The following is a 15,075-nucleotide window of genomic DNA, read 5'->3' on the forward strand; positions in this document are numbered from 1 at the left end:
TAAGATAAGGGAGCGATAATTCATCGCTCCCTTTTTCGTGCTTGCTGTCGTATTGACTTAACCGGGATAAGTACGAGAATGAGCGCACATCTGTTTACCGGAAACCAGCACATATGGATATCTGCTCCCGAAACGAGAAATTAGCGATTAGAAGACCAGCGATACTGGTTGCACTGGCACTTTTACTGTGTAGTTGTAAAAACACGCCTCCAGAGTCCATGGTGACACCACCAGCGGGTTCAAAGCCACCAGCCACGACGCAACAATCGTCACAACCGATGCGTGGCATCTGGCTGGCCACGGTGTCTCGCCTCGACTGGCCACCGGTTTCCTCGGTTAACATTAGTAACCCCACCAGCCGGGCCCGTGTACAACAACAGGCGATGATCGACAAACTGGATCATCTGCAACGTCTCGGCATAAACACGGTCTTTTTCCAGGTCAAGCCGGACGGTACCGCCCTGTGGCCATCAAAAATTTTGCCGTGGTCCGATCTTATGACCGGAAAGATTGGTGAAAATCCAGGTTACGATCCGCTGCAATTCATGCTCGACGAAGCCCACAAGCGTGGGATGAAAGTACACGCATGGTTTAACCCCTATCGCGTATCGGTTAATACGAAGCCCGGTACTATCAGGGAACTGAATAGCACTCTGGCTCAACAACCAGCGAGCGTCTATGTGCAACACCGCGACTGGATCAGAACGTCCGGCGATCGCTTTGTCCTCGACCCGGGCATCCCTGAAGTTCAGGACTGGATCACATCAATAGTCGCGGAAGTGGTTTCCCGCTATCCGGTAGATGGCGTGCAGTTTGACGACTATTTCTATACTGAGTCACCGGGTTCACGGCTAAATGATAACGAAACGTACCGCAAATACGGAGGCGCATTTGCGTCAAAAGCAGACTGGCGGCGCAACAATACTCAGCAGTTAATTGCGAAGGTATCGCACACCATTAAAAGCATTAAGCCGGAAGTCGAATTTGGCGTTAGCCCGGCAGGCGTGTGGCGTAACCGATCACACGATCCGCTCGGTTCCGATACCCGAGGCGCGGCAGCCTATGACGAATCCTACGCTGACACCCGTCGATGGGTGGAACAAGGATTGCTGGATTACATTGCTCCCCAAATTTACTGGCCGTTCTCACGGAGTGCCGCACGTTATGACGTTTTGGCAAAATGGTGGGCGGATGTCGTTAAACCGACCAGGACCCGCCTGTATATCGGTATCGCCTTCTATAAAGTGGGTGAACCTTCAAAAATAGAGCCAGACTGGATGATTAACGGCGGCGTACCGGAACTGAAAAAGCAGCTCGATCTTAACGATGCCGTGCCAGAAATTAGCGGCACAATCTTGTTCCGTGAGGACTATCTGAATAAGCCACAGACTCAACAAGCGGTCAGCTATCTGCAAAGTCGTTGGGGCAGTTAAACTCCCATTCTTACTTTGTAACAAGCCGGTGCTTTTCCCCCGGCTTGTTACCCTCTTGAAATATCCCACTAGTAATCATGCTTACTTAAGTCAAATTAACTACGCAATTAACCACACTTAGTTAAACAGTCATAAATCCCCTAATAAAAATGTATGAATATGAAAAAACATACGATATTCGCTGTCACCGAAAAATAATTACGATGGGCTATACTCTTCTGAAGAACAGTAGCGTAGATTGAAACTGTCCTAAGTCGCTTATTTGTTTTCAGTATATCTTCATATTTCAGGAGAATATGGTGCAGTTAGTCGACCTCGCACGTTGCGTTTCGTTTTGATTCCGTCTGCTTTCCCAGCCTTATAAGGGTGTGAATTATGGAGATGTATTTTAAAAGAATGAAAGATGAGTGGACCGGGCTTGTCGAACAAGCAGATCCGCTCATTCGTGCTAAAGCCGCGGAAATTGCCGTTGCGCATGCCCATTATCTGAGTATTGAGTTTTACCGAATTGTACGTATCGACCCGCATGCCGAAGAATTCTTGAGTAATGAACAAGTTGAGCGGCAGTTGAAAAGTGCGATGGAACGCTGGATTATTAACGTGCTTTCTGCCCAGGTTGACGATGTCGAAAGGCTAATACAAATCCAGCATACCGTCGCGGAAGTGCATGCCCGCATAGGAATTCCGGTAGAAATTGTCGAGATGGGGTTTCGGGTGCTGAAAAAAATCCTCTATCCAGTCATCTTCTCTTCGGATTATTCCGCCGCAGAAAAACTTCAGGTCTACCATTTCTCTATTAACAGTATTGATATCGCTATGGAAGTGATGACCCGCGCGTTTACCTTTAGTGACAGTAGTGCCTCAAAGGAAGATGAAAACTATCGTATCTTCTCGTTACTGGAAAATGCCGAAGAAGAAAAAGAACGGCAAATAGCCTCATTACTTTCATGGGAAATAGATATTATCTATAAAGTCCTGCTGGATTCTGATTTAGGCAGTAGTTTGCCTTTAAGCCAGGCTGATTTTGGCCTGTGGTTTAACCATAAAGGTCGACATTATTTTAGCGGCATAGCCGAAGTGGGCCATATCTCCCGTCTGATTCAGGATTTCGACGGTATTTTCAATCAAACCATGCGTAACACCAGGAATTTGAATAACAGAAGTCTTCGGGTGAAGTTTCTATTACAGATAAGAAATACTGTATCGCAGATTATTACCTTGCTGCGTGAATTGTTTGAAGAAGTATCGCGCCACGAAGTCGGTATGGATGTCCTGACGAAATTACTTAACCGCCGTTTCCTACCGACGATCTTCAAACGCGAAATTGCCCATGCCAACCGGACCGGTACACCGCTGTCAGTGCTGATTATTGACGTTGATAAATTCAAAGAGATCAACGATACGTGGGGCCATAACACTGGCGATGAAATTCTGCGTAAAGTCTCTCAGGCCTTTTATGACAACGTCCGCAGTAGTGATTATGTTTTCCGCTACGGGGGCGATGAATTTATCATTGTTTTGACTGAAGCATCTGAAAACGAAACGTTACGTACCGCAGAACGTATTCGCAGTCGGGTAGAGAAAACCAAACTGAAAGCCGCGAACGGCGAAGATATTGCCCTCTCACTTTCCATCGGTGCCGCCATGTTTAATGGTCATCCTGACTATGAGCGCCTCATTCAAATAGCCGATGAAGCTCTGTATATCGCCAAAAGACGAGGTAGAAACCGTGTTGAACTCTGGAAAGCCAGTCTTTAGATGCGCCAGGATGCAGAGGTAATCATGAAGCTAACCGATGCGGATAATGCCGCCGATGGCATTTTTTTCCCCGCCCTTGAGCAAAATATGATGGGCGCGGTGTTAATTAACGAAAATGATGAAGTGATGTTTTTCAACCCCGCCGCAGAGAAGCTCTGGGGGTACAAACGTGAAGAAGTCATTGGCAATAACATTGATATGCTGATTCCACGGGATTTGCGTCCCGCGCATCCTGAATACATCCGTCACAACCGTGAAGGCGGTAAAGCGCGCGTCGAGGGGATGAGTCGGGAGCTGCAGCTGGAGAAAAAAGACGGCAGTAAAATCTGGACCCGTTTTGCGCTATCGAAAGTGAGCGCCGAGGGTAAAATTTATTACCTGGCGCTGGTACGGGATGCCAGCGTAGAAATGGCGCAAAAAGAACAGACCCGACAATTGATTATTGCCGTTGACCATCTCGACCGACCGGTGATTGTCCTCGATCCGGAACGCCATATTGTGCAGTGCAATCGCGCATTTACCGAAATGTTTGGTTACTGCATTAGCGAAGCCAGCGGTATGCAGCCCGATTCACTCCTGAACATTCCTGAATTCCCTGCCGATAACCGCATTCGTTTACAACAGTTGCTTTGGAAAACCGCCCGCGATCAGGACGAATTTCTGCTATTGACGCGCACCGGTGAAAAAATCTGGATTAAAGCCTCTATCAGCCCGGTTTATGACGTGCTCGCGCATCTGCAGAACCTGGTAATGACCTTCTCGGATATCACCGAAGAACGGCAAATCCGCCAGCTTGAAGGCAATATTCTCGCCGCCATGTGCAGCAGCCCGCCATTTCATGAAATGGGGGAAATCATTTGTCGTAACATCGAATCTGTACTCAACGAATCGCATGTTTCGCTGTTCGCGCTGCGCAACGGGATGCCGATACACTGGGCGTCATCTTCGCACGGTGCAGAAGTTCAAAATGCGCAAAGCTGGTCAGCGACCATTCGTCAGCGTGATGGTGCGCCTGCGGGGATCCTGCAAATTAAAACCTCGTCAGGAGCAGAAACCAGCGCCTTTATCGAACGCGTGGCAGATATCAGCCAGCATATGGCCGCGCTGGCGCTGGAACAGGAAAAAAGCCGTCAGCATATTGAACAACTCATCCAATTTGATCCGATGACCGGTCTGCCAAATCGCAATAACCTGCACAATTACCTCGATGACCTGGTCGACAAAGCCGTCTCTCCGGTGGTCTATCTCATCAGTGTTGACCATATTCAGGATGTGATTGATAGCCTTGGCTATGCGTGGGCCGATCAGGCATTGCTGGAAGTGGTCAATCGCTTTCGTGAAAAACTCAAACCGGATCAATATCTCTGTCGTATCGAAGGTACGCAGTTTGTCCTCGTGAGCCTGGAAAACGACGTCAGTAACATTACGCAAATCGCCGATGAGCTACGGAATGTGGTCAGCAAGCCGATAATGATTGACGATAAGCCATTCCCGCTCACCTTGAGCATTGGCATCAGCTACGACGTGGGTAAAAACCGCGATTACCTGCTCTCCACTGCTCACAATGCAATGGATTTTATTCGCAAAAATGGCGGTAACGGCTGGCAGTTCTTCAGCCCGGCGATGAACGAAATGGTAAAAGAGCGTTTGGTTTTAGGCGCGGCGCTGAAAGAAGCAATTAGCAATAACCAACTGAAACTGGTTTACCAGCCGCAAATCTTCGCAGAAACGGGTGAACTGTACGGCATCGAAGCCCTTGCTCGCTGGCACGATCCCCTGCATGGTCATGTGCCCCCTTCACGGTTTATTCCTCTCGCAGAAGAGATCGGTGAAATCGAAAATATTGGGCGCTGGGTCATCGCGGAAGCTTGCCGTCAGTTAGCAGAATGGCGTAGCCAGAATATTCATATCCCGGCGTTATCCGTTAACTTGTCGGCGCTGCACTTTCGCAGTAATCAACTGCCTAATCAGGTGTCTGATGCAATGCACGCCTGGGGTATTGACGGCCACCAGCTGACGGTGGAAATCACGGAAAGCATGATGATGGAACACGATACCGAAATCTTTAAGCGCATTCAGATCCTGCGCGATATGGGCGTGGGTTTATCGGTAGATGATTTTGGCACGGGCTTTTCCGGATTATCCCGCTTAGTCAGTCTTCCGGTAACGGAAATCAAAATTGACAAAAGTTTTGTCGATCGTTGTCTGACCGAAAAACGCATCCTTGCCTTACTTGAAGCCATTACCAGCATTGGGCAAAGCCTTAATTTAACCGTCGTGGCGGAAGGCGTCGAAACCAAAGAGCAATTTGAGATGCTACGCAAGATCCACTGTCGCGTTATTCAGGGATATTTCTTTTCCCGCCCCCTGCCCGCCGAAGAAATTCCAGGCTGGATGAGCAGTGTGTTACCGCTGAAAATCTGACAAATTCCTCTCGCCCGCACTCGCGGGTTTTCCTTTAAAGTGACACTGTCACTTAAATACTGTGATTTCAGCTACGATTCCGGGAGATTCCTTCCTTAACTTCCCCTCTTGCACCAAAACTGCACTACGCTGCACAAATGTTGATCAAAAGTTAAAAAATATAACTTTAAGCCAGCATTCTGGCGCTTATCCCGGCATGGCATGAGATCTGCATAAGCGGAAAGCGCAGCAATTTTTGTCTTATACAGGAACCGTTTATGTCGGATACCACCGAACTGGTTGATTTAGCCGTGATCTTCCCTGATCTGGAGATCGAACTGAAATACGCCTGCGCTGATAACATCACAGGCAAAGCTATTTATCAGCAAGCGCGTTGTCTGTTACACAAGGATGCGATTACTGCGCTGGCGAAAAGTATCAGTATCGCCCAGCTGTCAGGCTTACAACTGGTGATTTACGATGCGTATCGCCCACAACAAGCACAGGCGATGTTGTGGCAAACCTGCCCAGACCCGCAATATGTTGTTGATGTGACGGTCGGTTCTAATCACAGCCGTGGCACGGCGATCGACCTGACGCTTCGTGATGAGCACGGGAACATCCTGGATATGGGTGCAGAGTTCGATGAAATGCACGAACGTTCCCATGCTTATCACCCTTCCGTCCCGCCCGCCGCTCAGCGCAATCGGCTGTTGCTGAATGCGATTATGACTGGCGGTGGCTTTGTCGGTATCCCGAGCGAATGGTGGCACTTCGAATTACCCCAGGCAGCGAGTTACCCACTACTCGCTGATCAATTCACCTGTTTTATATCCCCTGGCACACAGCACGCCAGTTAATCAGGAAACTGTCATGAAGAGATCGATTTTGTTTCGTCCTACATTGCTCGCGATCGTCCTTGCCACAACAATGCCGGTTGCGCACGCCGCCGTACCGAAAGATATGCTGGTGATCGGTAAAGCTGCCGACCCACAAACCCTCGACCCAGCGGTGACAATTGATAATAACGACTGGACAGTGACCTACCCGTCTTATCAGCGACTGGTTCAGTACAAAACGGACGGTGATAAAGGCTCAACCGACGTTGAAGGCGATCTGGCGAGTAGCTGGAAAGCGTCTGACGATCAAAAAGAGTGGACATTCACCCTGAAGGATAATGCTAAATTTGCCGATGGCACTCCTGTCACTGCCGAAGCAGTAAAACTCTCTTTTGAGCGGTTACTAAAAATCGGCCAGGGGCCAGCAGAAGCATTTCCCAAAGATTTAAAGATTGATGCTCCCGACGAACATACAGTGAGGTTTACCCTTAGCCAGCCATTCGCACCGTTCCTCTACACGCTGGCGAATGACGGTGCATCCATTATCAATCCGGCGGTCTTAAAGGAGCATGCGGCGGATGATGCTCGTGGTTTCCTCGCGCAAAATACCGCTGGCTCCGGACCGTTTATGCTGAAAAGCTGGCAAAAAGGTCAGCAATTAGTTCTGGTGCCAAATCCGCATTACCCCGGCAATAAACCGAATTTCAAACGGGTATCGGTAAAAATTATCGGTGAAAGTGCTTCCCGTCGCCTGCAGCTCTCCCGTGGCGACATTGACATTGCCGATGCGCTGCCGGTGGATCAACTCAACGCACTGAAGCAGGAAAACAAAGTCAATGTGGCAGAGTATCCGTCACTGCGCGTCACCTATCTGTATCTGAATAACAGCAAAGCGCCACTTAATCAGGCGGATCTGCGTCGGGCCATTTCCTGGTCTACCGATTATCAGGGTATGGTTAACGGCATTCTGAGTGGTAACGGAAAACAAATGCGCGGCCCGATTCCGGAAGGCATGTGGGGATACGATGCGACGGCAATGCAATACAACCATGACGAAACGAAAGCCAAAGCCGAATGGGATAAAGTGACGAGCAAACCCACCAGCCTGACGTTTCTCTATTCTGATAATGATCCGAACTGGGAGCCTATTGCTCTGGCGACACAATCCAGTCTCAACAAGCTGGGCATCAACGTGAAGCTGGAAAAGCTGGCGAACGCCACCATGCGCGACAGAGTGGGAAAAGGTGATTATGACATTGCGATTGGCAACTGGAGTCCGGATTTTGCCGACCCGTATATGTTTATGAATTACTGGTTTGAGTCAGACAAAAAAGGTCTGCCGGGTAACCGCTCGTTCTATGAAAACAGTGAGGTCGATAAGTTACTGCGCAATGCGCTAGCGACCACCGACCAGACGCAGCGTACTCGGGACTACCAGCAGGCACAGAAAATCGTCATTGATGACGCTGCTTATGTGTACCTGTTCCAGAAAAACTACCAACTGGCGATGAACAAAGAGGTGAAAGGTTTTGTGTTCAATCCCATGCTGGAACAGGTCTTCAATATCAATACCATGAGTAAATAACGTGACCTTCTGGAGTATTTTACGCCAACGCTGCTGGGGGCTGGTGCTCGTGGTGGCGGGCGTCTGTGTGATAACGTTTATTATCTCGCACCTGATCCCCGGCGATCCGGCGCGGTTACTGGCGGGTGACCGCGCCAGCGATGCTATCGTGGATAATATTCGCCAGCAACTGGGACTGGACCAGCCACTGTACGTACAGTTTTACCGCTACGTCAGCGACCTGTTTCAGGGTGACCTGGGAACATCCATTCGTACCGGGCGTCCGGTGCTGGAAGAGTTGCGTATATTTTTCCCGGCGACGCTGGAACTGGCTTTTTGTGCCCTGCTGCTGGCACTCCTGATTGGCATCCCGCTGGGCATACTCTCTGCAGTCTGGCGAAATCGCTGGCTGGATCATCTGGTGCGAATAATGGCCATTACCGGAATCTCCACACCTGCGTTCTGGCTTGGGCTGGGCGTCATTGTGCTGTTTTATGGTCATCTGCAAATTCTTCCCGGCGGCGGAAGGCTTGATGACTGGCTGGATCCACCAACGCACGTTACCGGCTTTTATCTGCTCGATGCGCTGCTTGAAGGCAACGGTGAAGTCTTCTTCAATGCGCTGCAACATCTCATCTTACCGGCATTAACGCTGGCGTTCGTTCACCTGGGAATTGTCGCTCGCCAGATCCGCTCAGCTATGCTGGAACAATTGAGTGAAGATTACATTCGTACCGCCCGGGCCAGCGGCTTGCCCGGCTGGTATATCGTTTTATGTTATGCGCTACCCAATGCGTTGATCCCCTCGATTACCGTATTGGGTCTGGCGCTGGGCGATTTGTTGTATGGCGCAGTGCTCACCGAAACCGTTTTTGCCTGGCCCGGAATGGGGGCATGGGTAGTGACATCAATACAGGCGCTCGACTTCCCTGCGGTGATGGGATTTGCCGTCGTGGTTTCGTTTGCTTATGTGCTGGTCAACCTGGTGGTGGATTTGCTCTATTTGTGGATTGATCCGCGTATCGGACGTGGAGGTGGTGAATGATGCTAAGCGAGGAAACGTCAGCCGTGCGCCCACCAAAACAAACGCGATTTAACGGTGCAAAACTGGTATGGATGCTGAAAGGCAGCCCGCTTACCGTGACCGGCGCAGTCATCATTGTATTAATGCTACTGATGATGATTTTTTCACCGTGGCTGGCGACGCATGATCCCAACGCCATTGATTTAACCGCCCGCCTTTTGCCGCCTTCTGCGGCGCACTGGTTTGGCACCGATGAAGTGGGACGCGATCTGTTTAGCCGCGTACTGGTCGGCAGTCAGCAATCAATTCTCGCCGGATTAGTGGTGGTCGCCATTGCAGGTATGATGGGGTCGCTACTCGGGTGTCTATCCGGTGTGCTTGGCGGACGCGCAGACGCGATTATCATGCGCATCATGGACATTATGCTGTCGATTCCTTCGCTGGTGCTGACAATGGCACTGGCAGCCGCTCTCGGGCCGAGTTTGTTTAACGCCATGCTGGCGATTGCTATTGTGCGAATTCCCTTTTATGTGCGCCTGGCGCGGGGGCAAACATTAGTTGTTCGCCAGTATACCTATGTTCAGGCGGCGAAAACCTTTGGTGCGTCGCGTTGGCATCTGATCAACTGGCATATTTTACGTAACTCCCTGCCGCCGCTGATTGTGCAGGCATCGCTGGATATCGGTAGCGCGATTTTAATGGCCGCCACGTTGGGATTTATTGGCCTGGGTGCTCAACAACCAAGTGCTGAATGGGGGGCGATGGTGGCGAATGGTCGCAACTATGTGCTCGATCAATGGTGGTATTGCGCATTTCCGGGGGCAGCGATTTTGCTTACCGCCGTCGGGTTTAATCTCTTTGGTGATGGTATTCGCGATCTGCTTGACCCGAAAGCAGGAGGAAAGCAGTCATGACCCAACCCGTTCTGGACATTCAACAACTGCATTTGAGTTTCCCCGGTTTTAACGGTGATGTTCACGCGCTCAACAATGTGTCATTGAAAATCAACCGCGGTGAAATTGTCGGTCTGGTGGGAGAATCCGGCTCGGGTAAATCAGTCACTGCAATGTTGATTATGCGTCTGTTACCGACGGGCAGTTATTGCGTACATCGGGGACATATTTCACTGCTGGGAGAAGATGCTCTTAACGCTCGGGAAAAACAGCTTCGTCAGTGGCGCGGCGCACGAGTGGCGATGATCTTTCAGGAACCGATGACCGCCCTTAATCCGACACGTCGAATAGGTCTTCAGATGATGGACGTGATCCGCCATCATCAACCAAAAAGTCGTCGGGAAGCCAGAGCTAAAGCGATTGCCCTGCTGGAAGAGATGCAAATCCCGGATGCCGTGGAAGTTATGTCGCGCTATCCGTTTGAGCTTTCAGGTGGTATGCGACAGCGGGTAATGATTGCGCTGGCATTCTCCTGCGAGCCGCAATTGATTATTGCCGACGAACCGACTACGGCGCTGGACGTCACGGTACAGTTGCAGGTACTGCGTCTGCTTAAACATAAAGCCCGCGCCAGTGGAACTGCGGTACTGTTCATCAGCCATGATATGGCCGTGGTGTCGCAACTGTGCGATAGCGTTTACGTGATGTATGCCGGAAGCGTGATTGAGAGCGGCGTGACGGCAGACGTTATCCATCATCCCCGGCATCCGTATACCATTGGTTTGCTGCAATGCGCACCGGAACATGGAATACCGCGCCAGCCATTACCCGCTATTCCGGGGACGGTACCAAACCTCACCCATTTGCCTGACGGCTGCGCTTTTCGCGATCGTTGCTATGCGGCAGGTGCACAGTGTGAAAACGTCCCGGCGCTAACAGCGTATGGTGACAACAACCACCGCTGCGCCTGTTGGTATCCTCAGCAGGAGGTCATTAGTGTCTGACACGTTATTAACGTTACGCGACGTCCATATCAATTTCCCGGCCCGAAAAAACTGGCTTGGTAAAACTACGGAACATGTTCATGCCATCAATGGTATTGATTTACAGATCCGTCGTAGTGAAACCTTAGGGATCGTCGGTGAGTCAGGCTGCGGCAAAAGCACCCTCGCACAGCTTTTAATGGGTATGCTGCAACCGAGCCACGGGCAGTACATCCGTTCAAGATCACAACGCATTATGCAGATGGTGTTTCAGGACCCGCTCTCTTCGCTCAATCCGCGCTTACCGGTGTGGCGCATCATCACAGAACCGCTCTGGATAGCTAAGCGTAGTAGTGAACAACAGCGGCGAGCGTTGGCAGAGGAGCTGGCTGTGCAGGTGGGTATTCGTCCGGAGTATCTCGATCGCTTGCCTCATGCGTTCTCAGGCGGGCAGCGGCAACGTATCGCCATTGCCAGAGCACTCTCTTCGCAGCCTGACGTGATTGTGCTTGATGAACCAACCTCGGCGCTGGATATCTCCGTGCAGGCGCAGATCCTCAATTTACTGGTAACGCTACAGGAAAATCGCGGGCTGACTTATGTGCTGATTTCACACAATGTCTCGGTGATACGTCATATGAGCGATCGGGTGGCGGTGATGTATCTCGGACAGATTGTGGAACTAGGAGACGCGCAACAGGTGCTGACAGCTCCGGCACATCCATACACCCGATTATTGCTGGATTCCCTCCCCGCCATTGATAAACCGCTGGAGGAAGAATGGGCATTACGTAAAACGGATCTACCAGGAAACCGCACGTTGCCACAAGGCTGTTTTTTCCGCGAACGCTGCCCTCTGGCAACCCACGGATGTGAAGTCCGGCAATCATTAACAATAAGGGAGGACGGACGTGAGATCCGGTGCTGGCGGGCGCTGTAGAGACGCTAACAACGCATCAGGCAATCACGCGCCTGACGCGTCATCCGGCAACGCTTTACGATTTCAACTGGTAATCAAGCGTAATTTCAGCTTTCAGTACCTGAGAAACCGGGCATCCTGCTTTTGCTTTCTGGATAATGCCGTCAAAAGTAGAGGCATCAATACCCGGCACCGCAACTTCGCTCTTCAGTGCGATTTTAGTAATCGCAAAACCTGCATCCACTTTATCCAGCGACACATCGGCGGTGGTATCAATCGATGTTGGCGTGAATCCCGCTTCCCCCAGCATTAATGAAAGCGCCATTGAGAAACATGCGGCATGCGCTGCGCCAATCAGTTCTTCAGGGTTGGTTCCTTTTTCGCCTTCAAAACGCGTGTTAAATCCATACGGCTGTTGGTTCAGCACGCCGCTCTCGGTGGATACAGTTCCCTTCCCGCGTTTGATATCGCCTTCCCAGTGTGCCTGACCTTTCTTATGGATTGTCATTGTTGCTCTCCTGTGGGCTTAAAAAGGAAATTATAGACTACGTGAGAAACCGCACGAGGATAAGCAGGATATTCCGAATAAAATCCGGCGAAAACATTATCTCTGTACTTAAATTAAATTCCCACAATAGATAACGGGGAATATATAATCCAAAAGATATTGTATCAATATTAATCGGATCGCCCCAATTACAATCCCTATGAATATCATGGTGTTATAATATAAAAATTATCAACCAGGACTAATCTTAACAACGAAGCGGCAAATATTTGCCATGCTGAATGTGCTTTATATATCTGCGATCCGTAGCAGACACCAAAAATACACAGACACGGAGAATCGCTATGTTTACTTATTATCAGGCAGAAAATTCAACAGCAGAACCCGCTCTGGTTAATGCCATTGAGCAAGGCCTTCGGGCAGAGCACGGTGTTGTCACTGAAGATGACATTCTCATGGAGCTGACCAAATGGGTGGAAGCTTCTGATAACGACATCCTCAGTGATATCTACCAGCAAACGATCAATTATGTGGTCAGTGGCCAGCACCCTACGCTTTAAGGTGCTATGCTTGATCGGCAACCTAATTTAGGGGTTTAGCACGTGTTTCTTCGCTACGGCGATGTTGTCCTTAAAACTAGCAACAGGATTGAGGAGTTAAAATGAAATCGAACCGTCAGGCACGTCATATTCTTGGACTGGACCATAAAATTTCTAACCAGCGCAAAATAGTTACCGAAGGTGACAAATCCAGCGTGGTAAATAACCCAACCGGCAGAAAACGCCCCGCTGAAAAGTAATTCATAACCATCAGTCCTCAATGACGATTAAACACCATTGCCTGCGCAATGGTGTTTTTGTTTTTATCTGCTTTATACTTGGGGCCGACGCCCTGGCGGTAAAGCAAAGACGATAAAAGCGTGCCAGGGATGGATATTCAAAAAAGAGTGAGTGACATGGAACCAAAAACAAAAAAACAGCGTTCGCTTTATATTCCTTACGCTGGCCCTGTACTGCTGGAATTTCCGTTGTTGAATAAAGGCAGCGCCTTCAGCATGGAAGAACGCCGTAACTTCAACCTGCTGGGGTTACTGCCGGAAGTGGTCGAAACCATCGAAGAACAAGCGGAACGAGCATGGATCCAGTATCAGGGATTCAAAACCGAAATCGACAAACACATCTACCTGCGTAACATCCAGGACACTAACGAAACCCTCTTCTACCGTCTGGTAAACAATCATCTTGATGAGATGATGCCTGTTATTTATACCCCAACCGTCGGCGCAGCCTGTGAGCGTTTTTCTGAGATCTACCGCCGTTCACGCGGCGTGTTTATCTCTTACCAGAACCGCCACAATATGGACGATATTCTGCAAAACGTGCCGAACCATAATATTAAAGTGATTGTGGTGACTGACGGCGAACGTATTCTGGGGCTTGGTGACCAGGGCATCGGCGGGATGGGCATTCCGATCGGTAAACTGTCGCTCTATACCGCTTGTGGCGGCATCAGCCCGGCGTATACCCTTCCGGTGGTGCTGGATGTCGGAACGAACAACCAACAGCTGCTTAACGATCCGCTGTATATGGGCTGGCGTAATCCGCGTATCACTGACGACGAATACTATGAATTCGTTGATGAATTTATCCAGGCTGTGAAACAACGCTGGCCGGACGTGCTGTTGCAGTTTGAAGACTTCGCACAAAAAAATGCGATGCCGTTACTTAACCGCTATCGCAATGAAATTTGTTCTTTTAACGATGACATTCAGGGCACCGCGGCGGTAACGGTCGGCACACTGATCGCAGCCAGCCGCGCGGCGGGTGGTCAACTGAGCGAGAAAAAAATCGTCTTCCTTGGCGCAGGTTCAGCGGGATGCGGCATTGCCGAAATGATCATCGCCCAGACCCAGCGCGAAGGATTAAGCGAGGAAGCGGCGCGGCAGAAAGTCTTTATGGTCGATCGCTTTGGCCTGCTGACCGACAAGATGCCGAACCTGCTGCCTTTCCAGACCAAACTGGTGCAGAAACGCGAAAACCTCAGTGACTGGGATACCGACAGCGATGTGCTGTCACTGCTGGATGTGGTGCGTAATGTAAAACCAGATATTCTGATTGGCGTCTCAGGACAGACCGGGCTGTTTACGGAAGAGATCATCCGTGAGATGCATAAACACTGTCCGCGTCCGATCGTGATGCCGCTGTCTAACCCGACTTCACGCGTGGAAGCCACACCGCAGGACATTATCGCCTGGACTGAAGGTAACGCGCTGGTCGCCACTGGCAGTCCGTTTAACCCAGTGGTATGGAAAGATAAAATCTACCCTATCGCCCAGTGTAACAACGCCTTTATTTTCCCGGGCATCGGGCTGGGCGTTATTGCTTCCGGCGCGTCACGTATCACCGATGAGATGCTGATGTCGGCAAGTGAAACGCTTGCTCAGTATTCGCCGCTGGTCCTGAACGGCGAAGGTCTGGTACTACCGGAACTGAAAGATATTCAGAAAGTCTCCCGCGCAATTGCCTTTGCGGTTGGCAAAATGGCGCAGCAGCAAGGCGTGGCGGTGAAAACCTCCGCCGAAGCTCTGCAACAGGCCATTGATGATAATTTCTGGCAGGCCGAATACCGCGACTACCGCCGTACCTCCATCTAAGCCTGCGCCCGGTAGTGAAGGCTACCGGGCAATTTCCCTCTCCCTTTTTCAGATCTCATCCATACTGGGTAGTGGCGAATAAATCTCATTTGCCTCAC

The 15,075-nt window shown here is 50.3% G+C and carries 13 protein-coding genes; 12 read left to right on the forward strand and 1 reads right to left on the reverse strand.

The features are described from left to right. The first annotated feature begins 113 nt into the window (after positions 1–113). The 9 genes from ACJHYR_RS01310 to ACJHYR_RS01350 all read left to right on the forward strand — a co-directional run bounded on the left by ACJHYR_RS01310 (position 114) and on the right by ACJHYR_RS01350 (position 11,837). Complete coding sequence (locus tag ACJHYR_RS01310; RefSeq protein WP_000350343.1) at positions 114–1,433, forward strand: family 10 glycosylhydrolase; 1,320 nt, start codon at positions 114–116, stop codon at positions 1,431–1,433. Between the two features lie 375 nt (positions 1,434–1,808). Further along, on the forward strand, positions 1,809–3,191 hold the full coding sequence (gene dosC, locus ACJHYR_RS01315) for a diguanylate cyclase DosC (protein ID WP_000426279.1): 1,383 nt from the start codon (positions 1,809–1,811) through the stop codon (positions 3,189–3,191). 24 nt (positions 3,192–3,215) lie between these two features. After that, the gene (gene dosP / locus ACJHYR_RS01320) at positions 3,216–5,615 is read left to right on the forward strand and encodes an oxygen-sensing cyclic-di-GMP phosphodiesterase DosP (protein WP_001587050.1); all 2,400 of its coding nucleotides are present in this window, start codon (positions 3,216–3,218) and stop codon (positions 5,613–5,615) included. A 257-nt stretch (positions 5,616–5,872) separates the two neighbouring features. After that, positions 5,873–6,454 carry a D-alanyl-D-alanine dipeptidase gene (gene ddpX, locus ACJHYR_RS01325; protein ID WP_001285843.1) on the forward strand — a complete coding sequence of 194 codons (582 nt, stop codon included), beginning with the start codon at positions 5,873–5,875 and terminating at the stop codon, positions 6,452–6,454. 13 nt (positions 6,455–6,467) lie between these two features. Continuing rightward, complete coding sequence (locus ACJHYR_RS01330) at positions 6,468–8,018, forward strand: ABC transporter substrate-binding protein (RefSeq protein WP_000830497.1); 1,551 nt, start codon at positions 6,468–6,470, stop codon at positions 8,016–8,018. Between the two features lies 1 nt (position 8,019). Then, complete coding sequence (locus ACJHYR_RS01335; protein WP_000145091.1) at positions 8,020–9,042, forward strand: ABC transporter permease; 1,023 nt, start codon at positions 8,020–8,022, stop codon at positions 9,040–9,042. Further along, positions 9,039–9,935 (forward strand): D,D-dipeptide ABC transporter permease, encoded by an 897-nt coding sequence (ddpC, locus tag ACJHYR_RS01340; protein WP_000979593.1) that lies wholly within the window; start codon positions 9,039–9,041, stop codon positions 9,933–9,935. Before ACJHYR_RS01335 ends, ddpC begins: the two co-directional genes overlap by 4 nt. Continuing rightward, positions 9,932–10,918, forward strand: a complete 987-nt coding sequence (locus ACJHYR_RS01345) for an ABC transporter ATP-binding protein (protein ID WP_000193511.1) — start codon at positions 9,932–9,934, stop codon at positions 10,916–10,918. The genes ddpC and ACJHYR_RS01345 overlap by 4 nt, the downstream gene beginning before the upstream one ends. After that, positions 10,911–11,837 carry an ABC transporter ATP-binding protein gene (locus ACJHYR_RS01350; protein WP_001285562.1) on the forward strand — a complete coding sequence of 309 codons (927 nt, stop codon included), beginning with the start codon at positions 10,911–10,913 and terminating at the stop codon, positions 11,835–11,837. The genes ACJHYR_RS01345 and ACJHYR_RS01350 overlap by 8 nt, the downstream gene beginning before the upstream one ends. 55 nt (positions 11,838–11,892) lie before the next feature. Here ACJHYR_RS01350 and osmC read toward each other — a convergent pair whose 3' ends face one another. After that, the gene (gene osmC / locus ACJHYR_RS01355; protein WP_000152305.1) at positions 11,893–12,324 is read right to left on the reverse strand and encodes a peroxiredoxin OsmC; all 432 of its coding nucleotides are present in this window, start codon (positions 12,322–12,324) and stop codon (positions 11,893–11,895) included. A gap of 344 nt (positions 12,325–12,668) precedes the next feature. Here osmC and bdm point away from each other — a divergent pair, with 344 nt between their 5' ends. The 3 genes from bdm (at position 12,669) to maeA (ending at position 14,977) form a co-directional block, all read left to right on the forward strand. After that, positions 12,669–12,884 (forward strand): biofilm-dependent modulation protein, encoded by a 216-nt coding sequence (gene bdm, locus ACJHYR_RS01360; RefSeq protein ID WP_000495766.1) that lies wholly within the window; start codon positions 12,669–12,671, stop codon positions 12,882–12,884. 101 nt (positions 12,885–12,985) lie between these two features. Next, complete coding sequence (sra, locus tag ACJHYR_RS01365; protein WP_000841554.1) at positions 12,986–13,123, forward strand: stationary-phase-induced ribosome-associated protein; 138 nt, start codon at positions 12,986–12,988, stop codon at positions 13,121–13,123. A 156-nt stretch (positions 13,124–13,279) separates the two neighbouring features. After that, on the forward strand, positions 13,280–14,977 hold the full coding sequence (maeA, locus tag ACJHYR_RS01370; RefSeq protein WP_000433464.1) for a malate dehydrogenase: 1,698 nt from the start codon (positions 13,280–13,282) through the stop codon (positions 14,975–14,977). Positions 14,978–15,075 lie beyond the last annotated feature (98 nt).

This window comes from Escherichia sp. WS1450 (assembly GCF_046487395.1).
Lineage (GTDB): Bacteria > Pseudomonadota > Gammaproteobacteria > Enterobacterales > Enterobacteriaceae > Escherichia > Escherichia coli.